The sequence below is a fragment of the Burkholderia sp. AU45274 genome (assembly GCF_030482505.1).
In the GTDB taxonomy this organism is placed as follows: Bacteria; Pseudomonadota; Gammaproteobacteria; order Burkholderiales; family Burkholderiaceae; genus Burkholderia.
Window position 1 is genome coordinate 671925 of the sequence record NZ_JAUJQE010000002.1, and the last position, 25055, is coordinate 696979.

Annotated in this window: 14 protein-coding genes and 1 pseudogene; 3 read left to right on the top strand and 12 right to left on the bottom strand. The window is 63.2% G+C overall.

The window, feature by feature from the left end:
• Positions 1–1200, bottom strand: a complete 1200-nt coding sequence (locus tag QZM35_RS11815) for a MexX/AxyX family multidrug efflux RND transporter periplasmic adaptor subunit (RefSeq protein ID WP_089461018.1) — start codon at positions 1198–1200, stop codon at positions 1–3.
• Between the two features lie 150 nt (positions 1201–1350).
• Here QZM35_RS11815 and QZM35_RS11820 point away from each other — a divergent pair, with 150 nt between their 5' ends.
• Both QZM35_RS11820 and QZM35_RS11825 read left to right on the top strand, forming a co-directional pair.
• Positions 1351–1998: a TetR family transcriptional regulator gene (locus tag QZM35_RS11820; RefSeq protein WP_089425370.1), complete on the top strand. Its 648-nt coding sequence runs from the start codon at positions 1351–1353 to the stop codon at positions 1996–1998.
• A 339-nt stretch (positions 1999–2337) separates the two neighbouring features.
• Complete coding sequence (locus QZM35_RS11825; protein WP_301775955.1) at positions 2338–3606, top strand: M23 family metallopeptidase; 1269 nt, start codon at positions 2338–2340, stop codon at positions 3604–3606.
• A gap of 1189 nt (positions 3607–4795) precedes the next feature.
• Here QZM35_RS11825 and QZM35_RS11830 read toward each other — a convergent pair.
• From QZM35_RS11830 to QZM35_RS11855, 6 genes and pseudogenes are all read right to left on the bottom strand, one after another.
• Entirely contained in the window at positions 4796–6553 is a 1758-nt protein-coding gene (locus QZM35_RS11830) for a ShlB/FhaC/HecB family hemolysin secretion/activation protein (protein WP_174974551.1), read from the bottom strand.
• Positions 6550–6918, bottom strand: a complete 369-nt coding sequence (locus tag QZM35_RS11835; protein ID WP_174974553.1) for a hypothetical protein — start codon at positions 6916–6918, stop codon at positions 6550–6552. The genes QZM35_RS11830 and QZM35_RS11835 overlap by 4 nt, the downstream gene beginning before the upstream one ends.
• Before the next feature lie 39 nt (positions 6919–6957).
• Positions 6958–7204: pseudogene (locus QZM35_RS11840) on the bottom strand (ShlB/FhaC/HecB family hemolysin secretion/activation protein); the annotation flags it as partial.
• Positions 7205–7234: 30 nt separating this feature from the next.
• Positions 7235–7645, bottom strand: coding sequence for a hypothetical protein (locus QZM35_RS11845; RefSeq protein ID WP_143329829.1), 411 nt, complete (start codon positions 7643–7645; stop codon positions 7235–7237).
• A 62-nt stretch (positions 7646–7707) separates the two neighbouring features.
• Positions 7708–8031, bottom strand: a complete 324-nt coding sequence (locus QZM35_RS11850; protein ID WP_089431048.1) for a DUF6572 domain-containing protein — start codon at positions 8029–8031, stop codon at positions 7708–7710.
• Positions 8032–17070 carry a hemagglutinin repeat-containing protein gene (locus tag QZM35_RS11855; RefSeq protein WP_301775956.1) on the bottom strand — a complete coding sequence of 3013 codons (9039 nt, stop codon included), beginning with the start codon at positions 17068–17070 and terminating at the stop codon, positions 8032–8034.
• A gap of 726 nt (positions 17071–17796) precedes the next feature.
• Here QZM35_RS11855 and QZM35_RS11860 point away from each other — a divergent pair.
• A complete protein-coding gene (locus QZM35_RS11860) occupies positions 17797–18114 on the top strand; it encodes a hypothetical protein (protein ID WP_301776064.1) in 318 nt (105 codons plus the stop codon).
• A 97-nt stretch (positions 18115–18211) separates the two neighbouring features.
• Here the strand turns inward: QZM35_RS11860 and QZM35_RS11865 are convergent, their stop codons facing one another.
• The 5 genes from QZM35_RS11865 to QZM35_RS11885 all read right to left on the bottom strand — a co-directional run bounded on the left by QZM35_RS11865 (position 18212) and on the right by QZM35_RS11885 (position 24992).
• Complete coding sequence (locus QZM35_RS11865) at positions 18212–18937, bottom strand: amino acid ABC transporter permease (RefSeq protein ID WP_174974555.1); 726 nt, start codon at positions 18935–18937, stop codon at positions 18212–18214.
• A gap of 2 nt (positions 18938–18939) precedes the next feature.
• The gene (locus QZM35_RS11870; protein ID WP_174974557.1) at positions 18940–19662 is read right to left on the bottom strand and encodes an amino acid ABC transporter permease; all 723 of its coding nucleotides are present in this window, start codon (positions 19660–19662) and stop codon (positions 18940–18942) included.
• Between the two features lie 94 nt (positions 19663–19756).
• Positions 19757–20572 (bottom strand): ABC transporter substrate-binding protein, encoded by an 816-nt coding sequence (locus tag QZM35_RS11875; RefSeq protein WP_301775957.1) that lies wholly within the window; start codon positions 20570–20572, stop codon positions 19757–19759.
• A 179-nt stretch (positions 20573–20751) separates the two neighbouring features.
• Positions 20752–21927, bottom strand: a complete 1176-nt coding sequence (locus QZM35_RS11880; RefSeq protein WP_089431043.1) for a fimbrial protein — start codon at positions 21925–21927, stop codon at positions 20752–20754.
• Between the two features lie 59 nt (positions 21928–21986).
• Positions 21987–24992, bottom strand: a complete 3006-nt coding sequence (locus tag QZM35_RS11885) for a GLUG motif-containing protein (protein ID WP_301775958.1) — start codon at positions 24990–24992, stop codon at positions 21987–21989.
• Positions 24993–25055: the final 63 nt, after the last annotated feature.

Genomic DNA, 25055 nt, shown 5'->3' on the forward strand with positions numbered 1-25055 from the left:
TCAGGTTTGACGGGCGGCCGCCTGCGAAGCGGCCGCTGCCGGCACTGCCTTCGACGGCGGCGCCTGCTCGACGGGCTTGACGTCCGTGTCGGGCGCGAACTGCGCGGCGTTGTCGACGATCACGCGCTCGCCGCCCGCGAGGCCGCGCGTGATGCGCCAGTCATGGCCGCTCATCTGGTCGGCCGTGACCTCGACGTCCTTGACCTTGCCGTTCGTGCCGACGACCCGCACCGACGTGCGGTCGGCCGTGCGCAGCAGCGCATCGCGCGGCACGAGGATCGCCCGCTGGTCGACCGCCGTGTCGAGCGCGATCCGCACATACGCGCCCGGCAGCAGCTCGCGCTCCGGATTCGGGAACAGCGCGCGCATCGCGACGGTGTCGGTGGTCGGATCGACCGCGAGATCGCTGAACAGCAGCTTGCCCTTCAGCGGATACGCGGTGCCGTCGGCGCGCAGCAGCGTCACCGCGATGTCGTGCTGCGCGATGCCCGTCGCCCGCCCGCTCTTCACCGCGCGGCGCAGCGCGTCGACGTCGGCGGCCGGCTGCGAGAAGTTCACGTAGATCGGATCGAGCTGCTCGACGGTCGTGAGCGGCGTCGCCTGGTCCTGGCCGACGAGCGCGCCTTCGGTCACGAGCGCGCGCCGGGCGCGGCCCGCGATCGGCGCGGTGACGGTCGCATAGTCCAGCTGCAACTGCGCCCGCGCGAGTTCCGCCTTCGCGGAAGCGACGTCGGCCTTCGCCTGCGTGTCGGCCGCGACGGCCTCGGTGTGGTCGCGCTCGCTCACCGCACGGTCGCGCACGAGATCGTCGTAACGGCGGCGCTTGTCGCTCGCCGCGAGCGCGGCGGCCTGCGCCTTCGCGAGCGCGCCCTGCGCGGCGTCGCGCGCGGCCTTCAGCGGTGCGGGATCGATGCGGAACAGCACCGCGCCCTGCTTCACTTCCTGGCCTTCCTCGTAGGTGCGCGCGGTCACGATGCCCGCGACCCGCGCACGCACCTCCGCCTGCCGGTACGCGTCGAGCCGGCCCGGCAATTCGACGGTCATCGGCACGGCCGTCGGGCGCACCGTCACGACCGTCGCCTGTTTCGCGGCCTCCGGCGCCGCGTCCTTGTCGCCCTTTCCACATCCGGCCAGGGCCAGCACGGCCGCCAGCGCGAACGGCGCCAGTCGGTGGCGCAACAGGGAGCGATTGTTATTCATGTGTGACCTCGGATCGTTCGCCACCGATAAAATGCGGCGGCTCAGGGTGGCCGATTATAATCAGTCGCGACTGATTAAATACACGCCGTTTCAATCTGACCGTCACACTGTCTCAATAAAACGACAGCGAACTGTAAGGAATTTCAGGACATGGCTCGCAAGACCCGCGAAGAATCGCTCGCCATCAAGCACCGGATCCTCGACGCCGCCGAGCTCGTGCTGCTCGAGAAAGGCGTGGCGCAAACCGCGATGGCGGACCTCGCCGAGGCCGCCGGGATGTCGCGGGGCGCCGTCTATGGCCACTACCGCAATAAGATGGAAGTGTGTCTCGCGATGTGCGACCGCGCGTTCGCGCGCACGTCGGAAGGCTTCGACGCGGGCGAAGGGCTGCCCCCGCTCGCCACGCTGCGGCGCGCCGCGTCGCACTATCTGCAGGAATGCGGCGAGCCGGGCCCGATGCAGCGCGTGCTCGTGATCCTCTATACGAAGTGCGAGCAGAGCGAGGAGAACGGCGCGCTGCAGCGGCGCCGCATGCTGCTCGAATTGCAGATGCTGCGGATCACGAAGGCGCTGCTGCGCCGCGCGATCGCGGCCGGCGAAGTCGCCGCCGATCTCGACGTGCACCTGGCCGCCGTCTATCTCGTGTCGTTGCTCGAAGGCGTGTTCGCGTCGATGATCTGGACCAACCGGCTGCGCGGCAACCTGTGGAACGACGCCGAGGCCATGCTCGACGCCGGCTTCGACACCGTGCGAACGTCCGCCGCGCTGCGAAGCCGCGCGCACAAATTGCCGGACTGACGGAATTTGTCGTAATAAATGCTGATTTAACCCGATTTACCGCACTGCGAAACGAATGAGCTGACCCCCCTTTAAAATTTTTAACGTTTCGCGGAACATCGGTAGACTGACGCTGTCATCTTTCTTTAGCGTCTTCGTGATAACCGGGTACGACCCGGCATGCACGCCGCCGTTCGAAGCGGGTCCCCCCGCGCGTTGGGTCGAACGGAAACGATACAGGCCCCTGGCGGGGCCTGTTTTGTTGCACGCCCGCCGCCCGCCCCGTCGCTGCCCGACGGATGTGCCGCCGGTGGACCCTGCCCACACCCCCTTTGAACCGCTTTCCTGGATGTGGACACCTTGGTCAAGTCTGCCGCTACCCCTGATGCTTTCGCGCCCGGCCGCGCGCAGCGCATTGCGCGCGCGCTCGTGCCGGCCGCCGTGCTCGGCGCCCTCGCCGCACTCGGCCTCGCCGCGCTGCCGGCCGTGTCGCAACTGCCGGGCGCCGTCGATTCGGGCACGGCCGCGCTGCCGCAGCGCGTGCTGTCCGACACGCCGTTTCCCACCGCGCAGCATTTCGTGACGAGCGAGCTCGCCCGCACGATCGGCGAGCGCAACGATGCCGGCGAACGCAACGACCGCAGCCAGCAGCCGGGGCTGTTCGCGCCGCTCAGCGCGCACCGCAACGAGATGCTCGGCTACGCGAACCTGTTCCAGTTCGCGGCCCCTGAAAACCAGCACGGGATGCGCGCGGGCGACATCGAACTCACGCTGTCCGATACGCTGAACCATCTCGACGTGCCGCCCGAGGTGCGCATCCAGCTCGGCGATCTCGTCAGCGGCAAGGTCGCGATGCGGGCGAGCGCGCAGCGCGGCGACTACTACCGCGTCGCATTCAATATGAGCGACGGCACGCCGCGCCTCACCGCGCTCGAACTGCGCGTCGCCGGCCGCACGTTCGGCGCGATCTGGTTCCGCGCGCCGGGCGCCGAGCACGGCGCGTACTACGCGCTCGACGGCTCGCCGCTCGAAGCCGCCGCCTTCACGATGCCGGTCAAGTGGACACGCATCAGCTCGTTCTTCGGCGAACGCATTCACCCGCTGTCGCAGGCGATGGCGTTCCACACGGGCGTCGATCTCGCCGCGCCGAGCGGCACGCCCGTCGATGCGGCGGCTGACGGCGTCGTCTCGTTCGTCGGTACCGATCCAGGCGGCTACGGCCGCTACGTGATCGTCGATCACGCCGATGGTTACTCGACCTACTACGCGCATCTGTCCGCGTTCGCGCATGGCCTCAAGACGGGCGAGACCGTGAAGCAGGGTCAGCGCATCGGCTCGGTCGGGATGACGGGCGCCGCGACGGGCCCGCACCTGCACTTCGAGGTGCGCGTCGCGAACAATCCGGTCGATCCGCTCGTCACGCTCGCGAGCGCGCAGACGACGCTGTCCGACATGCAGCTCACCGCCTTCCGCCAGGAAGCGGCGCAATGGCGCTTCCGTCTCGCGTCGATCCGTACGGCACCGTTCGCGTTCGCGCAGAACGACGGGCCGCTGTGGGGCGATTTCGCGACCGGCCCGTCGACGCTGCGTTCGGTGTTCGATACGCACTACTCGGCGGAAAGAAGCTGACTCCGAGGTACGATCCTGGTTGCAGAAGAGCGCACGGTCAAAATGCTCCGCCGCTCTTCTCTACGCCGTCAGCTGGTTACGGGCTTAAACCAATGTTCTGGCGCAAGGGCCAACCACACCTGCGCCCGATACTGCCGATAGCTTGCACTACCTCTCACGGTCATAGCGCCGGCGCAATGCCGGATCTCGTGTGATTCGCAACCGAAAACAGTTCGGGCACCACGCGCCACGATTGACCACCGTGTTAGGCATTGAGTCCCACACATGTCCGTGTGCGCACTGCCATGTCAATTTGACTCGATTGCCGTGATATTCGGTACTCAAGCATCGGCCACCGCGCTCCGCAGCAATTGCCTGCATGTCCTCTATCGTTCGGCGCTTCGCAAGATTGGCGCAATGCCAACACCACGCCCCGCCGAGCACCAAATGTCCCCACGTCGCCCATTCATGTCCACGTGCGCATCTAAATCGGTACTTCGAATTTGTTAAGTGATACTCCGTCGAAAGAAGCTGTCCACCACGTAACTTCGCTGCGGCCTGCAATCGCTCGAGCCCCTTCGGATCGCGTTGCTGTTCTCCGCGCTTGATTCGAGCACAGTTCGGACACCATCCGCCGTCGACGATTCGGTAAGCCACAGCTTTCCATCGATGGCCTTCGGCACACTCCCATTCGTAATGCATGGCGATACCGTTATACGTGTCAGTCAGACAACGACCGCCGCGCTCCGTCGCCGCCTCGTGAAGACGTTCCAACCCATCCGAATGTAGGAGACAGGAAGCCAAGTCGTATTTGGCACACCGTGGACAGCCATGGCCATCTAGAATCTTGCGTGCTTCAGCTGTCCATTCGTGTCCAGCACGACAAGTGAAGTGTTGCCGCGCCGTTTGACCGAGATAGGTTCCCTCATGACACACAAAACCGCGTTCACTCAGTAGCTCCTGAAAGCGGTGCTGCACGCGCACTTGTTCGCACTGGAGGCAAGTTATCGTGCCTCGCATCGCGACGGTGCCTATGCGCGTGAAGTCATGGCCCGACTCGCAGCGGAATTCATAGTGGGATTTCAACCCTCGCCATTCGAGCGTCAGAAGCGTAAGCCCCTGTTCGACGGCAATTTCGACCAGACGGGCATACGCAACATCGGGCTTGCGACGTGTACGTACAGCAGAAGTACCTTGGCTCATTGCGTCTTCAGAACTGAGCAGTCACCTGAAAACCGAGCGTCACGCGCGCGGTTGGAAAACCGGACGGCTTGTAGACAGGCGTACCCGCGAAGAGATCGTAGCCGTATCCGCCGAACCGAGTCGCGACACTGCCCTTGACGCCAATCACTGCGCCAGCGAGCTGCGTGCCGACCAAGGCAACCGGCTCTGGCCCCCAGACCCGACCGTAGTCGAGACCGGCATAGGCCGCAAGCCCGGTCTGCGCGATGGGGACCTGCAATTCGTTGCGCCAGTAAAACCCGCGCGATCCCGCCAGCAGCGTTTCACCGTCGAATCCCCGCACGGTATAACGGCTGCCAATCGTGACGCTATCGAGGTATGAAACCGTATTGCCGGTGTACTGACCATGAAAGGTCGTCACATATTTGAACGGCTGCGTACCGATCGCGAACGGTATCGACAGATTCGCATCGAACACGACCATCTTGAATCTGTAAGTCTGTCCACCCTCTGCCGCGAACATGCTGTCGGTAGAGCCGAGCCACCCCAAGCCCTGACGATAGGCAAGCGAGCCGTCGAACTGCGACGAGCCGAAATAGTGCCGGTCGTTCAGCCCGAACTCGAGAAAGGTCGCGTTCTGGTGCGACGACGGTATCGTCGTGCCTTCGATGTAGCTGTCGCCAAAGCGGCGCGTCAGGCGAACCTGCGCACCGAACACATCGTTCCGGCTGCGCGTCAGCACACGATTGAGCTTGAAGTCGACCGTCTTCATGTTGCCGCTCGCAACGAACGTCTGGTTCACGGCCGCGAGCGGTTGAAAGTACGTGCTGGTATAGGCCGACAGGGTGCCGGTCCAGTAGCCCCAAGGAACCGAGTAGAACGCGTTCCAACCGTGCGAGCCGAAGCGCTTGTCGCCGAATTCTAGGTCTTGGTTGAACCCGACGTTGAAGATGTCGTTCAGGCCCAGCGGGTTGTCGATGCCAAGCGACACATTGCCTTGCAGTTTGCCGGTCGCGCGCGTACCGGAATTGTCGATGGACGCAACAACGGTCCATGGTTTGCTGCGCTTCACGTCGAGCACGACGTCGCTTTCGCCGGGCGTATCTCCGGGTGCAATCCTCATTGACACATCCTGACTTGAGACGCGCTTCATCTGCTCAAGCCCTTGTTCGATGTCGCGCAGGTTCAACACTTCGCCGTCGCGCGTCGGGAACGCGGTCTTCCACGTTCCGCGCAACTTCTCGTCCTCGAAACGCACGTGCCGGATGACGCCCGGAATCAGGGCAAGCTTCAATGTGCCGGTGGACAAATCCTGCTCGGGCACGAGTACGCGGGTCGTGATGTAGCCGCGTGCGAGGATGGCCTGCGACACCCCTTTGACGATCAGGTCGACACCTTGCTTGCCGACGCATTGGCCGGCGTAGTGCGCGAGCCAGTCGCGCGCAAAGGCGAAGCGATCCATCGGCAAGGCGGATGCGCCCTGCATTTTCGCGGCGGCCGGTAACGAATCGGGCACGTCGAGCGCGAAGCGGTCGATTCGAAAGCATGGTGATTCGGTCGGCAGTACCGGATAGGCTTCCGGGCGCGGCACGTCCGAGCGCACGCCCGGCGCCTGCACGGCGGCATCGCGCTGCTGGGCGTCGCGGCGCTGTTGCACCTGCTGGTTCTTCTCGGCATTCGCGCGGGCAGCGGCGGCCTGGTCGCTCGGAGTGGGGGTCTGTTGCGCCTGCGCAGAGAATGTGACCAACGCCGACAATGGCACGATCGACAACCGCTTAATAGTCATGATTGATGCCATATTGCCCAATCTTTTAAGTATGCTCTCGACATATTCCCAAGCTGCGCTTCCATACGCATCAGAAGGGCACCATCTCTGTTTGCTTGCGCGTATAGAGACTCCAATAGACCCGTTGCAACGAATGTCTTCAGATCAACGTTCTCTGCCCTCATGCCACGCTCGATAATATCGAAGATATACATCCGGTCCTCGGGTGAATATTCATCGAATTTTTCTGCGACACTCTTCCCTAGCTTTCCGAATAGGAGTGTTGTAGGAATGTCTTCCCCCCAATCCTCGACAGCTTCATCTCTAGCCAGCCGAAGAAATTCGATTTTCGTCAAATCGGCAACAAAATCTTTCCATGTACTCATCGCTTTCCCTTCAATGCATTCTGGAGGTCTCTCAGTACGTTGATCGATTCGGAAGCACGGCGTCTCAGTCGCATACGGGGTAAGCTTCTGGACGTGACACATCGGAGCGCACGCCCGGCGCTTGCACGGTGGCGTCGCGTTGCTGGGCGTCACGGCGCTGTTGCGCCTGCTGACTCTGCTCAGCGTTCGCACGGGCGGCGGCCTGGTCGTTCGGAGTGGGGACCTGTTGTGCCCGTGCGGCGAACGGGCTGAAGACGATAAGTGACCAAAACGCAAACCTCCTCATAATTTCCCTTTTAAGATTGGTCACTTCTGGTCAAGAATATTTTTTATTAACTTCAACGAGCAATTTTTCCTTGAATTCATCAGAAGAAAATTCATGCCCGGAACATAGATATCCCGCATCGTCGTAAATTTTCCCGCCTGTCACCAACGAGATTGCAGAAACAACAATAGCCGAAAACAATGCATCCCCCCGACTCTCGATCGAGCATGCGTAGGGATAGTCATTAACGATTCGCTGCCCCGGTGGCCATTCTATTACGTTGATCCAACACCATTCGTTTTCCCGCCGCCCCTGTGCGTATAGGGCTTTGCTGGAATCTCCGTAATTTCTCGACGTAATGATTGGACTTGACCGCCCAAGCTCCGGAAAATAAATTTCAATGCTCCTCGCCAATTGACCATCAGTGAGACGCTTTTTCATATCTACCAAGGAACTTTTCATTTGCGTCCTCCTGGCGGAGCGGCGACCGTAGCCTTTATCAAATTAACCTGGCCACCCCAAGCTCACCCAACTTGACATGACAAATCAAATCCCGCCTCGCGAATAACCGCTCTCGCCTTCTCAAAAAAATCGATTGCAACCGGCGACAGCGGATATTTTGCAAGCAATTCAATCTCGCACCGACAATCGCGCGCGTTCGGAAAGTGCTGATATAACTCACCACCCTCAATAAAGCTCAAATATGTGTTGATTTTCTCCTGAAGAAGAAGAAGATGTTCACCTTCTGGCGCCGACCATTCCAAATGATCGGAAATCCCGAGTTTGGCGATTTTATTGGAGGGATCAACCCCAATCAAATCAACAACATTCGTTTCGAGAATAGACATTCAATTTCCCTTTTCCTTGCCCGACGGCTGAGCGCCACTGTCTGGGCGAACAATATCGACCTTCATTGGCGGTATTATAGTCCCACCGGGGAACCCCGGCTTTCCCTTCCCAACCACTACCGCACCATCGGTTTCGATTTGAGGAAAGGCTTTAGCTTGATTTTTTGTCAGCGGCGCAGTTTCTGACGATTTACATTCAACACACCCGATTGTGCCACTTGAATCTTTTGTCACAATATCGAGTCGGGTTCGTGTGCCATCGGTTGTCTTCAGAGTAACTTGCTGCCCAACTTCTGGAAATTGGTTCCGATAAGACGCTGCTTTAGAATTTTCAAACGCATCTCCTGCAGCCTTGTTCGCAGTAATCGTACTTCCTTTTTTTCCGCCGGCCAACGCACCCGCCACAGACGTAAACGGCACAACAGTCAGTCCATCCTCTTGGCGTTGTGTCAGATTGACTTGACCGACCATCGCGCGCCGCTTATCAAGATCCTTCTTAAGCTCCGCGATTTCTTTCTGATCCTCGCCTCGGTTCTTATCTTCGCTGGCATTGTAAAGCTCGACGTTCGATGCGGCGGCTGCCCCGGCGCTGCCGCCAACGAGTGCACCACCAACCGTCGCGGCCACGTTCGCGGCGATATTGCCAACCAACGACGAGCCGGTCGCGTCGCCGACCGATTGGCTGACCTTCTCTGCCTGGTTCGCCAGTAGCGACGACGTGCCCGCGCCCGCTGCGCCCCCGAACGCCGTGAGCGCGCTACCGCCGCCGAGGCCGCCAATCAACGCACCGCCGCCCATCTGCAATGCCGCCCGCGACGCCCCGCCCTCATCCCAGCTCTTCGCCTGATCGATGTACGACTGCATCGCATCGAGATCGCCGCGCTCGGACGCCGCCTTTGCCGCTTCGATCGCATCCTTGCGCTTGTTGTCCGCATACAGGCCGATCCCCTGCGACACCGTCTGCCCGGCCGCCTGCGCCGCATTCATCGTGTCGGCCTGTTGCGACAGCGTTTTCTGAACGTCGGGCGTCTTCGAAACGGTCCCGTTCAGATTCGTCGCATCGCGGTTCAGGTTCGCGAGATCCTGAGTCTGCTCGCCCGGCTTCGTGATATTGATCGTGCCGACACTCACCGCACTCTTCGTCGTCGCGCTCTGGTCGCCGCTGTCGTTCTGGAACACCATCGGCGTGACGCCGCCCGAACCCGATACCGACGACGGGCCGACTGCCTTGGTGCTCGGCCCGACCGACGCCCCTGCGCTGAAGCCCGCGCTGTTCGCGCTGTAGTGAGAGTGGTTCTCGATGTCGCTCGTCGTCAGCGTGCCGGTCGTCAGGCTGTTTTTCGACGGATTGGCCGTGCTGGCGATATACGCGCCCTTGAGGTCGGTGCTGCCCTTCACGGTCACGTCGAACCCGCCAGCACCGGCCTGAATGCCCGCCTGTTCGTTCACGCCCGCATAGTTGCCGTCCGCGTGGCCGTTCTGCGCGCTGAAACTCCCGCCGACGCCGCCCGCCTGACTGATCGTGAAGCCACCACCCGCGCTCGACTGATGCGCGGCGCTCACGGTCGTATCCTGAACGCTCGCCACGTTCAGGTTGCCGCCCACGTCGGCCACGACCTTGTTCGCGTTCACGTTCGCACCGATCACGTTCGTGTCGCCGCCGCTCACAATGATCGCCGTCTGGCTCGCGTTGATGTGCGTGTTGTTCTGGATCGCTGCATCCGAATTTCCGTCGCCATGCGCACGCTGCATCGACGCGGACACGCCGATTCCGTTCGTGCCGATCGACACGCCGACGCTCGAACCCGACGACGAGTTCGAACTCTGCGTCTTGTCCGTATCGGTCGTGTTGACGAGGTTGACCTGGTTGTTTGCAATCAGCGCCACGTTGGCCGCGTTCACGTTCGAACCGGCGATCGTGATGTTGCCGTCCTTCGACGTGCCGTTGCCCGTCGCAACCAGTTTCGCGTTCCCACCCGCATTGATGCTGGAACCACGCTGAATCGTCTGGTCTTCGGACGATTGCATCGAACTATGGCTCGAACCGACGCTGACCTGCACGCCGATGCTCGGGGCCTGCGTCCCCTTCGCGCCGTTCAACAGATCCTTGGCCCCCATACCGCCGAATGCCACGTCACCGGCCGCCGCGATGCTGTGAAGCGCCGACGCACGGCCGTTGTCGTCCTTCGCGGACTGGCGCGCGGCCTGCGTCTCGCTGATCGCGTTGTTGATTGCATCGCCCACCGAGCCTGACAGGCCGACCGTCAGCCCGCTCTTGCTCGTCTGCTGCTGTTGCGCTTGATGCGTGGTGTCGGTGGCCGAATCGATCACGATATTCGCGGCCGTTCCGGTCATGTCCTTGCCCGCGACCAGATCGCTGCCTTGCACGTGCAGCGTATTGTTCGCGTGCACCGACAGATTGCCGTCGACCGAACCAACCGTACTGGCATTGTTCGTGACGCTCGACGATTGATTCTGCTGCGCGAGCTTGCTGTTGCCGACCGAGAACGACAGGCCGCCGCCCGACATCAGGCCCGAGTGCTGCTCCTGGTAGGTGGTCGACGACTGGCGGGTGTCCTGTGAGGTCGTGATATTCACGTCGTGCGCGGCGTTGAGCGCGACATCGTGCGTGCCGACAACCGTACTGCCCTGGACATTGATGTCCTTGCCGCTGCCGATCGACACACCGTCCGCCGAGATCAGGCTGCCGCTTGCCACGGTGCTGGTCGCGTCCTGACTGCTGGCGATTTTCGTGCCGCTCACGACGCCGCTGCGACTATGCGTCTCGCGCGAGTTGTACACGTGCGTTTCTGTCGCGGCCCCGATATTCACATCGCCGGCCGCCAGCAGGTTCGCATCGCCCTTGTTCAAGTCGATCGTGCTGCCGATGACATTGATGTCCTTGCCCGACACCACATTGAGCGTATCGCCGCCCTTGACGGTCGTGCCCGTCAGCGCCTGATCCGATCCATGCCGGGTTTCCGCATAGCTGCGATTGCCTTGGTCGCCCGAGCTGTTCGCATTGATGGTCGACGTGACGCTCGCCGCACCGAAGGTCACGTTGCCCTTGGCCGCAACCGTGCCGCCCTGCCCGAAGTCGAGTTGCGCACCTTGTGCCGTCAGATCGCCGCCCACACCAATGGCCGACTTGCCGCCCACGTTCACGGTGCTGCCGGTCGCGCTGTTGAGGTCCGTATCCGACACGCCGTTCGCACGCTGCACGACCTTATGCTCGCCGGTCTGCTGCACGCCGAGGTTCCAGTTCCCGCCAACATCCGCGCTCAGGTTCCCGCCGACGTTCAGGTTCCCAGCGTTCTGCTGGAAGTCGCCGCCGGTCTTGATCGACGCGTCGCCGGCCACGTTCAGGGTCGCGGCCGGCCCAAGCGTCGTCTTGTCGCTCGTCGCGCCGTCGCGGCTGACCTGGTGTGTGGTCTGCGTCGCGGTATCCAGAATCAGCTTGTTGCCCGCGTTCAGGTCGAGGCTACCGGCCTTCACATTGGCCGAGGTGAGGTCCACGTTGCCCGTCGTATCGAGCGACATCAGCCCGCCGCTTTGCAGCGCGCCGAATGCGTTGTCGATCTGCTTGCCTTGAAGCGCGAGCGTCGTGTCCGCCTTCACGGTGCCGCTGTTCGTGAAGACCTGCGTGTTCTTCAAATCGATATTGCCGGCCGTGATCAGCGGACCGTTCGCGTTCTGCTGATCAGCCTTCGCAAGATACACGACCGGTACCAATACCTGCTGGCCGCCGACCGTCTCGGTCTGCATGATGATCACGTTGGTCGTGAGCGCGGCCACCTGCTGCGGCGACAAGCTCATGCCGAGCGGCAAGTTCAGCGACTTCGACAATTCAGCGCCCGCCAGCATCAGCGACTGATACATGCCCTGAAGGTCCGTATACGGCCCCAATACCGCCTTGCCCGTCAGTTGCGTGACCTGGTTGCGCACGAGCTGCTGCTCGTAGAACCCGTCACCGAGACGCTTTTCTGTCGTCAGCGGATTCACGCCGATCTGGTTCAGGTAATAGTCGCTCGACAGGAAATTATTCATGCGAGTGAACGCGGGGTTCGTCTCGATGAGGTACGTCGGGTTCGGTGCCGGATTCGGCCGGTACAGCCCGCCTTGCGGGATCGTCAGGTTGTTCAGCACGTTGACGGCCGTCGCGCTGGCGATCACCGGATCAATCCAGGTGGGCGTATCGCCCTTGATCGCGGATCCTCCCGATTGCGTACCGCTCGCGTTGCCGCTGACTGTGCCGATCGTCAGCCCCGGCACGGCCTGACCGGGCAGCAGGCCGAGCGACGGAATGGTCGCATTGGCCGCCGTGTTGTTCACGCTAACCCCATTGCCCGAGATCGTGCGGTTCGCTCCCCAGGTCGAGCGATAGTCGGGCAGACCGAATTTCCTCACGTCGGCAGGCGCGGCCTGCGTATAGCCCCCCGGCCCGCCGACGAACGGCTTATCGCCGAACGGCAAGGTCCAGTTGTGTTCGGTATTGTCGTAGTTGTTGTAGTGATAGTAGCCGGAATACACGACGGTCACGCCCGGTGCTTGCTGGCCCGTCGCGCCCCAACCATCCATGTCGAGACTCACGGGCTGCTTGAGGTTGCCGACTGCCGTCACGCTGCTCCAGTAGTTTTGGAACGTCTTAACCGTCGACACATCAAGATCGCCACCGGACGCGATCTGCGCGCCCGGACTCAGCTTCGTCACGGTGTTGGCGGTCGCCTTACCGTCGTAGGTCGTGTACTGATAACCGCTGTTCCACTGACCGCCGTTCGGCGGTACCGTGAAAACGCCACCCGGCTGCAATTTGAGCGCGGCGATGATCGGAGCGGGATCGTAATCCGGGTAATTCGGATCGTGGAACAGGTTGATCCAGTGCACGTCCTGACCGCTACAGGCCGCGATGTAGTAGGCGGCGCACCCCGACATGCTGATGCCGAGCTGTTGAAGCAGCGCCGGATCGACCTGATTCGTGTTGCCCGAGGTCTGCATCACGCGCCGCATGTTCGTGACCTTGTCGGCGTGCAATTCCATCGAACTACCCGATTGGATCGCCGCCGACGAATTGTTGATCAACGCCGCGTTCGTGTAGTTGCCGTTCGCATCCTTGCCGCCCGCCAAAGCCACTTTGCCGAGCCCGAAGATCGTCGTGGTGGGCATCGAGTCGCCCAACGTCGTGTCGTCGCGGTTCTCGATGTCGTGCGCGAGAATTTCCAGCAGACCCGACGTGTCCGATGCGCCGATCAGCGCGACAGGGCCGAGGTTCGACACCGTTCCGCTTGCCTGGATGGCGACACTGCCGCCGACCATCGCACCATAGTTCGTCAGGTCGCCCGAATGCGTACTGAGCAAGCTGCCGGCCGTGATCGCCCCCGTGTTGACGATGTTGCCGGCGTTGACCGTCAGGTTGTTGACCGATTGCAGGTTCGCGCTGTTCGTGAACGTGCCCGGCAACGTGAAGGTCAGGTCGTGACCGATGTTGAACTGCGTCTGTGGCGTGGCCGTAAAGTTGCCTTGCAGGTTGATCGTCGCGTCGTGCGTCGCGCTATATGCGCCGCCGCCAAGCAGCGTCGAAGCCGCTATCGTCAGGTCGCGAGTCGAGCTGATCGAACCGTTGGCGTTCGAGATCGCGCCCGTCGTCGCGACATCCACGTCGCCGGTCGAGTTCGCGACGTTGCCTATTTGCGCGCCGGAATTGTCAACCGTATCGCCTTTGACATGGAGCGATCCGCCCATCAACTGGCCGCCCTGCGTGTTCGAGATCGAGGTCGCGCCAATCGTCACATCGCCTTGCCCTGTCATCTGCCCCATGCCGGCGACACCGCCCGCATGGCTGTTCACGATCTGGCTGCCGCCCTGCACGTTCATCGCGCCGCTGCCGAAGTCGTGCACCACGCCGTCGGTATTGTCGATCGACGCGGCCTGAATCGACAGCGTGCTGGCGTCACCCGTCTGGCCGGCTTCGATGTGCCCCTGCTGATTCGACAATGCGCCGCCGCTTATCAACGACAGATTTGCGTTCGAGCGCATCAGGCCCTGAGCGTTGTTCACCGCTCCGGCAATCGTGGTCGCCAGACCCAGTTTCGCCGCGATGACGCCGCTACCATTGTCCAGACTACCGGCCTTCACGATGGCCTGTCCGTTGGTACCGATCGTGCCGCCGATATTGTTTAAGGCGCCCGCGCCGTTGCCGGGCGTGACGGTTAGCGTGCCGGTCCCGCCGTGCGTGATGGCGCCGTGCGAATTCTCCAGAACGGCCGGCGCAAGCGTCAGGTCCGTGCTGTTGGTCTGGATGACACCGCCATTCGAATTGTCGAGCGAGCCGGAAATAGCAAGCGTGGTCGGCCCGCTCTGCCATTGCGAAATGCGGCCGCCCTGGTTTTTCAGGTTCGCGGCCGTCAGCGAGAGCTGATTGCTTTCGATGTCGCCATTCTGGCTGTTGTCCACGAGTCCGGCGATGGTTGCCGTGAGCGTGGGCGAAACGATTTTGCCGCCGAGGTTCGACAGCGAGCCGCTATGAATCGTTGTGGTCGCCGTCTTCGAACCAAGTTCGCCACCATCGTTGACCAGTGCACCGCCCACGGTCACGTCGACGTTGGCGTTCGACGTGAGCTTGCCGCTCATATTCGTGATCGAGTCGGCCGCATTGACGCTCAGGCCCGTTTGGCCGGCGGCGGAACCGGCCGAGTTATCGATCGTCTTGCCCTGCAGGACGGTTCGGCCATTGCTGGCGATGGTGCCGGCTTTGTTGCTGACCGTGCCCGAAGCGTTGCCGACCGTCAGCGTGCCTGTGCCGACGTGCGTGATCGCGCCGCCGTTGTCGTTGATCAGGACGGCGGGTGTGAGCGACAGATCCGTGCTGCGCGTCTGGATCAGACCGTTGTTCGAGTTGTCGAGCGTGTCGGTAATCGCGACCGTCATCGGGCCGGTGCCAGTCTGCGTGACCGTACCGCCGTGGTTCAGCAGAGTCGAGCCGTTCAGCGAGACCGTCGCCGCATTGACCGTGCCTTGAGAGTTGTCCAGCGTCGTGCCGTTCAACACGACGATTTGGCCTTCAACTCGGCCGTTGGCATTCGCAAAATGATTGCCGGCGTCGACTGTCGCAGTCTGCCCGGCGTGCAGGATACCGTTGCCGTTGTCGACGCTCTGGCCGATCACGTGCAGGATTGCGTCGGCCGACGCCGAGCCGCTGTTCGTGACGGTGTTGCCCTGTACGGTCACATCACCCTTGCCGCCGATGACGCCGCCCGGGTCCCCGCTCACGTTCGTGCCGGCTGCATTCGTGATCGCGCCGGTTGCCGTTACCGACAAGCCGTCTGCGTTCAGGGAAATCAGCCGGCCAGCGCTATTGTCGATCGACGCGCCAGCAATCGTTTGCTTGCCCGCGCTCTGAATCAGCCCGGCGTTGTTCAGGATCGCGCTCCCGCGCACGTCGGCCGTGCTTTGGGAACTCAGCATGCCGCTTTGGTTCGACACGTTGCCAGCCATCTGCACCGACAGCGGCCCTTGCGAATTGGCGCGACCGCCCTGATTCGACAGGTTGCCGCCGCCGATGGTCATGCCCGCGCCGCTGGACAGATTGCCCCGATCATTAATGACCGTGCCGCTCGCCTGCGCGTTCACGGCACCCTTGGCGCTGGCAGTTGAGCCGGCCAGATTCACATCGCCCGCCGTCGCAGTCAACGCGAGGTTGCCGTTCGCGGCCGTCGCGCTGTTCGACAGATCGACGCCGTTGCCGGTGAAGGTCGCGTTGCCGCCCGCGCTGTTGGTGCCCGTCGCGGTGAGCTGTCCCGCGCTCGTCACACTCAGATCGCCGTTCGCGCCAACCGTGCTGTCGGCGTTGATGCCCGCGCCGAGCGTGCCCGCTGAATTGAGGCTGCCGACGTTGGCCGTCAGGTTCTGCTGCGCCGTGAGTGCCCCAGTGTTGGTCAGGTCGGCCGCGCCCGTGTTGACCGTGACCGATTGCTTTCCATACGTGACGCCGCTGTTCTGGATGCCGCCCGAAGCCGACAGCCACATATTGCCGGTCGCATTGGTCTGGCCTGACAGCACGAGCCGGCCGTTCGCTTGCAGTGTCAGGTCGCCCGCCTGTGCGGCGATGTCGCCAGCATTAGCAACACCGACCCCATTTTCTGAGGAGACCAAAAACACTCTATTCGCGTACATGCCGCCGAGCTGACTGACATCGATCGCAATGGACGGCGCTGCGCCGTTGCCCGCGATCGGCGTCGCGTTCAGCGTGGCGTAGTCGATCTGATTCGATCCAGCGACCACGTTCAGGGTCTTCGCGTACGCCTTCGCGTTAATCTGGACGGCGCGGGCCAACAAATCCACCTGATCGACATTCGCTGTGTCGAGCCCCGCGCCGACGACCGAAATCAAGCCCTGGTTGACGTTGAAACCCGTGAGCGACCCATCAGGCCCAAAGTTCGGATTGCCGGTGGTCAGCGTGGCTCTGCTCGTATTCAGGAAGCCGCCGCCATCCACGACCAGCCCCGCCTGATTCGCGATCACGAGCTGCGCCGCTGCGCCGCCGATTTCCACTTTGCCGCGAATGAAGCTCGGGTTGTTGCTGTTGACCTGGTTGACGATCAGACGCGCCGCATCGCCAGCCTGGAAATTGGGATTGCCGCCGATTATGCCGCCCAGTTGAGTCTGGACGTTAACCGGGGAGTTGTTGAGAATAATCCCGGGCTTGGGTACGTCGAACTGGTTGTACGTGTTCATCGACACGCCCGACGAGCCGGGGCGATTGATGTTCACCTGTTGAAGTCCGTTCTGTGTCTGGATCACGGACGGCGCATGCGCGCCGCCCGCAACAACTTGGGCATTGGCCCATATCGGCATCACGCCGGCCGCAACCAGTACCGCGAGTGCCACCTGACGAAGCGCGAATCTTGCGAATGCGGGCGGCGAGAGAATGGCGAAACCAATTTCACCCTGCACTGCGTTACCTGATGCACTTGCGGTTTCTTCCACCGCAACCAACATACCGCGCACACGGCTGAATACCAGCCGATAATGGTTTTTATTCATGATCTTGGTCTACTCGCGATTCATCCGATCCGCTCTCACGGGCCTCGAACATCGCACGGAATCTAATAGAACAGCGTCAACAAGTGTCAAGCGTTGCCGAGAATCAACGACCCGGTGACCTCTTCACATTCGTATTAGCGACGAGCGCGCCAATAGGCAATCGCAGCTGCGCAGACTAAACAGCGCAACCGGTTGGTCGTCAATATCGACGTCTTGGTTACGCAATTCTCGCGAATATTACCTCCCCCATCATCTCAAAAATCCCTGGCAGAATTGCGAGGCGCAATCGGCGCACGATCGGCAATTGACTTTCTTTCAACGAAATATCATCTTCCTCGGCACGGCCATATACGGCCGCTCCGCCGATGCGCTCCCGCACCGACGCACTCCGCTCAGGCGTTTCCGTGGTCTCTGATCCCCCTACCTTTGTGCAGAACACGCTGGGCCTCGCGCTCGTCGCAATGTTCACGGGGAGTTTCCAATTGCTCGCCACCGAGGACCGGCCGACACGCAGGCACGCTCCTGTCGCTCGCTCACTGACTCGCGGCACACCATTTCATGTTCCGTCGACGTCGACGAATTCGATCAATTGGAGTCGCTCGAGCCGTATCCCGACCACGCCGTTCACGCCACGCATGAAGGCTGCACCGAATCGAGCAATAGCTATCCGTCATTCGGCCGGCGCGAAGAACCCGCCTACGCGTCCGCTCGGAGGCTCGCCACGCCTTGCACGATGCGATTGAATCGTTGATGGACGAGCCGGCCAAGACCGCGGCGCCGTTGTCGCCCAATCCGGCGATCCGCTATCCACGTTGGCAGTCCTTGCCCATCGACACGCGCAATCGCGTCCGCAAGGTCAGCAGCACAGTCGGCAGCGTCGACGGAGGGACAGGCGGCATGGCCGCCACCCTCGCCGGGGCCGAGACCGGCTCAGTCGTCGCTCCGATGGGCACCCTGTTCGGTGTGCATTCGACACTGAACTACGTTAGTCCCATGACGTTCGAGAAAAACTGGGCCGCCGCACAGGAACGAGAGGCGGCCTGATTTTCTCGGCTATGGGATTCGTGGAACGGAGGCAAGGTCACTCGGATCGGCATGCGGCCGGTAATCAGATCTCTTGTAACTGCCTATCGCGATTACATCATCGCAAGGATTTGATCCGTTCGACCGCCGTGCTCGCGACACGCCGCTCCCGCCGCCCCCGCGACAGCAGCCAGCGTGCCGCGCCGTCGAGCGACGTGCACAGCACCAGATAGATCAGCGCGACGAACAGGAAGATCGGCGCCGGATACACCATCAGCCGGTTGTTCACCTGCGTCGCGACGAACGACAGCTCCGGCACGCCGACGATATACGCGAGCGACGTGTCCTTCACGAGCGCGACCCACTGGTTGACGAACGACGGCGTCATGATGCGGATCGCCTGCGGCAGCAGCACGTAGCGCACCGTCTGCCAGCGCGTGAGCCCGAGCGACAGCCCGGCCTGCCATTGCCCGTCGCCGGCCGCGACGATGCCCGCATGCACCGCGTGCGCGAGATACGCGCCGCCGATCAGCGCGAGCGCGCACACGACCGTCGCGAGCCCCGGCACGTCCATGTGCAGCAGCATGGGCATCAGGAAGTAGGTCCAGAAAATCAGCATCAGCACCGGAATCGCGCGGAAAAAGCCGATGAACGCGAGCAGCAGCACGCGCACGGGGCCGCGCGCGAGCGCCATCGCAACGCCGAGCGCGATGCCGAGCACGGCCGACGCGGCGGCCGACGCGATCGCGAGCAGCAGCGACAGCGCGGCGCCGCCGAGCGGCCCTTCCGGGAACGCGCCGACGAGCAGGTACGGCAGATTGGCGAACAGCAGCGAAAGATCCATCGTCAGCGCCCCGCTCCCAGCCGGTCGCGCCATTGCGTGGCCGCATACGCGCCCGCTTCGATCGCGGCCACCGCCGCGACGTACAGTACGGTTGCCACGCCGAAGGCGGCGAACGTCTTGAACGTCTCGGTCTCGACCTGCCGCGATGCATACGACAGCTCGGCCACGCCGATCGCCATCGCGAGCGACGAGTTCTTCACGAGATTCATGTATTGGCCGAACAGCGGCGGCAACGCGATGCGCACCGCCTGCGGCAGCACCACGTAACGCAGCGACTGCATCGGCGTGAGGCCGAGCGCGGCCGCCGCATCGTGCTGCGCGCGCCGCACGCCGCGCAGGCCGGCTTCGCACTCCTCGGCAACGAACGCGGCGGTATAGGCGCTCAGCCCGACCCAGCCCGCGACGAATTCGAACGACGGCCACGCGAGCGTGAACGGGCCGATGCTCAACGCATGACGCGCGTTCAGCCACGCGATCCATGGTTCGGGCAGCAGCGACGCGACACCGAAATACCAGAACAGCAACTGCACGAGCAGCGGCGTGTTGCGGAACGTGACGACATACGCGGCCGCCATCGTGCGCGGCGCCGTGCCGCGCGCATGGCGCATGACCGCGAGCAACAGCCCGCCGGCGGTCGCGACGACGGCCGACGCGGCCGCGAGGCCGAGCGTCAGCAGGAAGCCCTGCCAGAGCCAGGACAGGTATTTGGGAGCCAACCCGAGCATGCTGTGTTGCGGGCGCGAAGCGCGCGATCGGAAGAAAACGAAAAGCGCCGCGCGGCCGATGCTTTGGCCAGTCGCGGCGCGCGTGCGATGCGGATCAGGTCTTGTCGCCGATCCGGAAGATGCGCGTGAGCGGCGTCTTCGTCGTCGGCCCGAACCATGCGTCGTAAATCTGCACGGCGCGGCCGTTCGCCTCGAGCCCCTTCAGCGTGTCGTTGACGAAGCCGAGCAGGCGCGTCTCGCCCTTCGGCACGCCGACGCCCATGTAGTCGTTCGAGATCGTGAACGCCGGGATCTCGTAGTTCTGCTTGTCCGGCACGTTCGCGAGCAGTCCGATCAGCTTCGGGCCGTCCTGCGTGATTGCCTGCACGTTGCCGGCGCGCAGCGCGGCGAACGCGAACGGCGTGTCGTCGTACGCGACGATCGTCGCCTTCGGGAATTTCTCGCGCAGCGTGATCTCGTTGGTCGTGCCCTTGTCGGCGCCGACGCGCAGCGCGTTCAACTGGTCGGGCGATTTCAGCACGCCCTTCTTCGCGAGAAACTGCTGGCCCGACGAGAAATACGGAATGCTGAAATCGACCTGCTTCGCGCGCTCTTCGGTAATCGTGAAGTTCGCGAGCACGAGATCGACCTTGCCGGACGTCAGGAACGGAAGGCGGTTCGCCGGATTGGTCGGCTGGAGCTGCAGCTTCACGCCAAGCTTGTCGGCGAGTGCCTTCGCATAGTCGACGTCGAGGCCGACGATGTGATTGCTTTTGCTGTCGACATAGCCGAACGGCGGGTTGCTGTCGAACGTCGCGACGCGCAGCACACCGGCCTTCTTGATGTCGTCGAGACGGTCCGCATGCGCGACGGTGCCTGCGGTGATGAGCGCGGCTCCGACGAGCCACGTAGCGAGCGTGTGGAATTTCATGAGCACGACCTGATTTGTTATGAAGGCCGCCGCGGATCGCGCGGCGGCCCGGTTCGAGAAATATCGCAGCTCAGTGTTGCCGCGAAGCCGCTAACGTACCAGCGCATACCGCGAATCCGAACCAACAAATGGTGCTTTGCTCAGCGGGTTTCGTGATGAGGCCGGGCCGTGCGCCGCCTTCACGGAAACGTAAACGAAAATTCCGCGCCGCCGCCCGCATAGCCGGGCGCCAGCTCCGCATCCGCCCCGGTACGGATGTACTGCGCGCGCAGCGGCATCACGGCCATGTCGCCCGTGCGCTGCATCGGATACTCGATCGCCGCACCCGGCTCGCCGTACGCGATCCGCTCGCCGGTCAACCCGTTCGTCATCACGATGTTGAACCCGCGCGCGACCGTCTGGCCCGCCGGCGCGCTCAGTTGCAGCAGCGTCTTGTCCGGATTCGGCTGCGCAGCCTTGTCGCGGAAGCTGATCGACGGCTTTGCCGACGCCGCGCACTGGCTGAGCGCGATATCGAAACCGACCGGCCTCGACGTCGCGTTCAGGCTGGGAAATCGATTGATCGCGAAATTGCCGAGCGTCACCGGCACGATCCAGTTCGACGTGATCTCGCAGCGGTTCGGCACATGAATCTCGCACTCGCTGCCGATGCACACGTTGCCGACGCCGACAAAGGCCTTCATCTGCTTGCACAGATTGGGCGGCGTCGTCGACTCCGGCACCGTCACCGGGCTGCCGATCGACGCAACGCCTTTCGGGAAGTCGATCGCATAAATCGCGACGGTCGGATTGCCCGGCAGGTTCTTGACGACCAGCTTGCCCTGCGGCAACTGCGAAACCGGCTTGTCGAGTACCAGAAACTGCCGGAAGCGCATCATCCGCAAGTCGGCACCACCTGCGTTCGAGCGAATGAGGTCGTGCTTCGCGGTCACCATCGGATCCGCACCTTGCTGCAGCGTACGCTCGACGTCGTCGCCGGACACGCCGGCCCATTTGAAGCCGATGCCGTTGACGTTCGTCTGCGCGACGCCATTCGCGACGATACTGCCCGACGCCCAATGTGCCGCAGTCACGAGTTCGTGCGCCGTCGGCGCCGTGCCGTACTTGAACGAGACCATGAGCGAAACGGTGCGTTGATACAGGATTGAATTTTGCGGTGTCGTACTCGTCAGCGGCGTCATCATGCGCCAAGGTGACGCCTCGATGTTGCTGAAACTGCAATCCAGCGCCGTTGCGCCACTGCTGCCTTGCGCCATGACGTGCGTGCCGAATGCCAGCACCAGGTATCCCGCCATCGCGAGGCGATGCATCGCCCGGCCCACTCGCCCCGGCCTGCGCCCTTGAATCGTCTTCATGCTGCCCTACCTTTGTATCGGCGGCGGGCGCCGGTCATGCTCGCCCGCCGCCTGTTGCATTACTCGATCACACCCAGATTGAGGCCGGCGATCTTCTGCAGCCCAGCCTCGCCGGATGCGATGCTGTTGCGGAAAATGCCGCGGTTGATGCCGACGAGGCCGCCGAAGGTCTGGGTCGACGATCCGTTGACCCGCCCGTTCGCGGCAGAGCGCTCGACAAGCCCCGCGTTCAGGCCGATCAGGCCGCCGAGCGTCGCGTAACACCCGGCGCCGACCGTCCCAGATGCCGACGCATCGCGCACCGCGCCGAGGTTTTCGCCGGCAAAGCCGCCCACCGTGCTCGACGAACCGCCCATCACGTTGCCGGTTGCCGACGCGGCCTCGATCGTGCCGGACGTCGCGTTGGTGCCGGCGAAACCGCCCACCGACGCACCAGCCCCGGCGGACACGTCGCCGCTCGCATCGACGTTGCTCAGTTCGGCCGCGTTGGTGCCGACGAAGCCGCCCGTCTTGCTGTAGTTACCGCCCGTCGTCTTGCCGCGCGCGACCGCATGAGCAATCCGGCCGCCGAGATGACTGCCGACGAAGCCGCCATTGCTGCCCTGACCGCCGCTCACCGTACCGTGCGCTTCCGCCATGTCGATGAATGCATTCGCGCCGAGGTTGATGCCGACGAAACCCCCCGTCGAACCGGTCGACGCGCTTGCGACGCCGCCCAGCGCCTTGCTGTCGGTCACCGTGCCCTGGTTCAGCCCGACAAAGCCGCCGATCGCTTGCGCATATCGGCCGTCGACGAATCCGCTTGCGCTCGACTTGACGATCTTGCCGGTATTGAGGCCGACGAGCCCGCCCGCCGTACCGCCCGAGCCGCCTGTCACACGCCCCAGCGCGGCCGAGTCGTCGATCGTGCCGAGCAGGTTCGCGCCCACGAGCCCGCCGACGTTCACGCCGGCAATATTGGCGCCCGATGTGGTCCCGCGACTCGTCGACCTCAGAATGTCGCCGCCCCGGTTCACACCGACGAGACCACCGATCGAGGCGAGATTCGATGCGCCGCCGAATACGGTCGCGTTGGACTCGCTGTCGGACACGATCCCGGCAAGCTGATCGACGCGGTTCTCGCCGACCAGACCGCCAACGGCATACGACATGCTGTTGCCCGACACGGATCCGGCAAACGACGCCTGGGAAATCTCGCCGCTGTTGATGCCGACCAGCCCGCCCAGTGCATTGCTGCGGTTGGCGCCCGCACTCATCTGCATGCCCGTCGCGGTCACGTTCGAGATCTTGCCGGCGTTTTCGCCGACCAGCCCGCCGATGGACACCGGACCGACGCCCGACGCGGCGCTGACGCGCAACGACTTCAGGTTGAGGTTGGCAAGGGTGCCCGTGTTGCGGCCGAACAGCCCCGCGTACGGATCGCTGCTCGTGATGGTGAGGTTGCTGATCGTGTTGCCGAGGCCGTCGAACACGCCGGAGAACGACGCGCCCGAACCGATGGTCTTGAACGTGGTGCACGAATAATAGGAACAGTAACCGGCGATGTTGTTGCCGAGTACGTACAGACCGTCGAGATTCGTATTGACGGCCTGCAGCTGCTGCAGGTTCTGGATCACGGTATAGCGATAGCCGTTCGACTCGAAGCCGGCCCCGGCCCCCGACAGCGTCACGGCCGCGCCGCCCGAGAGCAACTGCGCGACACCGTAGTCGAGCGTCAGCAGCGCATTCGTGCCGGTCAGCGCGATCGGCGCCGCGATCCGCACGTTCTTCCGTGCGTCGATGGCCACGCGCGCATTCGCGCCGGTTGCCCGCAGCGCACCGTTGACCGACACGTCGCCCTGCCGGCTGGCCAGCGTCAACCGGTTGCCACTGGCCCAGGTCACCGGCCCGTCGACCGACGTCCGGCCGCGTTCGGCGACCAGCTCGACATCGGTGGTCGCGAGATTGCGCGACAGCGTGTCGGCCACGATCGTCCCGGCCTGGTTCGCGCCTGCCGTGACCGACACGTCGGACGACGCGATGCGCCAGTTGCCGCCGCGACCGTTGGTCGCGCGCGTATCGACCATCGCACCGAGCGCCACCTTCACGTCGGCACCGCGCGTGACGACCGTGCCGCCGTTGCCCGGCGTCGTCGCGCTCGCGTTCAGCACGCCCGCGACGTTGACGGTGCCGGCGTCGTAACCGTCCAGCGAGATCCGGCCTGCCGTATTCCTGAGCGTGCGCGCCTCGATCGTGCCCTGGTTGTTGACCACCGTGCGCAGCACCGTATCGGCGGTCTTCGCGCTCATCAGCACCTGCCCGCCATCGGCTTTCAGCAACTGCTCGTTGCTGACCAGCGCGTTGACGATTCCCTGGTCGATCTGCACGCTGAGCAGCTTGCTGCCGTCGAAGTTCAGCGTGGCGTCGCTGCCCGCCGCCAGCGCGACGGTACCCATCTGTGCCTGAACGATCCCCCTGTTGAATACTCTTGCGCCGAGCAGCGCGATCGAGCCGCCTTCGCTCGCCACGAGATTGCCTGCGTTCTGCACTTCGCTCGGAGACTGGCCGGAGAACCGGAAGCGGCCTGCTTCGAAGTCTTCGTTCTTGATATCCAGCGTCGTCGCCACCAGGCCGCCGACATTGACCTGCGCGCCCTTGCCGAACAGGATGCCGTTCGGATTGACGAGGAACACGCGGCCGTTTGCGTCGATGTTGCCGTAGATCGCGCTGCCGTCCTGGCTGACGACCCGGTTCAGCGCGATCGACGTCACGGACGGCTGGTTGAACGTGACGCGCTGCCCCTTGTCGACGTTGAACGACTGCCAGTCCGTCACCAGCTTGTCGGTGTGCTGGTTGACCGACATCTGCTGCCCGTTGTCGTAGCGCAGAATGTCGGCCTTCCCGGACACGATGTTCTCGCCCGTCGGCAGCGCATGCACGGACGTCGCCGCGCTACCCGCAAGCAGTGTCGCCACCGCGACGACGCGCGCGCGCATCGTGGACTTGCCGTGCCGGCGTACCCGTTCGCCGACTGCCTGCCAAACGCCCTGCCTGGCGTTCCATACCAAAGCGTATGTCTTGTTCATGCTCGTTTTCCTTGTTGTGGTTGAAACCCTGTCGATGCCCCGACAGGACGGGTACTGCAAGCA

What these genes read in the sequence shown, in the direction of transcription:
- QZM35_RS11820 (WP_089425370.1), top strand. Translation starts at nt 1,351, where the DNA reads ATGGCTCGCAAGACCCGCGAAGAATCGCTCGCCATCAAGCACCGGATC.
- QZM35_RS11865 (WP_174974555.1), bottom strand. Translation starts at nt 18,937, where the DNA reads ATGGATCTTTCGCTGCTGTTCGCCAATCTGCCGTACCTGCTCGTCGGC.
- QZM35_RS11885 (WP_301775958.1), bottom strand. Translation starts at nt 24,992, where the DNA reads ATGAACAAGACATACGCTTTGGTATGGAACGCCAGGCAGGGCGTTTGG.
- QZM35_RS11830 (WP_174974551.1), bottom strand. Translation starts at nt 6,553, where the DNA reads ATGACTATTAAGCGGTTGTCGATCGTGCCATTGTCGGCGTTGGTCACA.
- QZM35_RS11850 (WP_089431048.1), bottom strand. Translation starts at nt 8,031, where the DNA reads ATGTCTATTCTCGAAACGAATGTTGTTGATTTGATTGGGGTTGATCCC.
- QZM35_RS11875 (WP_301775957.1), bottom strand. Translation starts at nt 20,572, where the DNA reads ATGAAATTCCACACGCTCGCTACGTGGCTCGTCGGAGCCGCGCTCATC.
- QZM35_RS11855 (WP_301775956.1), bottom strand. Translation starts at nt 17,070, where the DNA reads ATGAATAAAAACCATTATCGGCTGGTATTCAGCCGTGTGCGCGGTATG.
- QZM35_RS11835 (WP_174974553.1), bottom strand. Translation starts at nt 6,918, where the DNA reads ATGAGTACATGGAAAGATTTTGTTGCCGATTTGACGAAAATCGAATTT.
- QZM35_RS11845 (WP_143329829.1), bottom strand. Translation starts at nt 7,645, where the DNA reads ATGAAAAGTTCCTTGGTAGATATGAAAAAGCGTCTCACTGATGGTCAA.
- QZM35_RS11870 (WP_174974557.1), bottom strand. Translation starts at nt 19,662, where the DNA reads ATGCTCGGGTTGGCTCCCAAATACCTGTCCTGGCTCTGGCAGGGCTTC.
- QZM35_RS11815 (WP_089461018.1), bottom strand. Translation starts at nt 1,200, where the DNA reads ATGAATAACAATCGCTCCCTGTTGCGCCACCGACTGGCGCCGTTCGCG.
- QZM35_RS11880 (WP_089431043.1), bottom strand. Translation starts at nt 21,927, where the DNA reads ATGAAGACGATTCAAGGGCGCAGGCCGGGGCGAGTGGGCCGGGCGATG.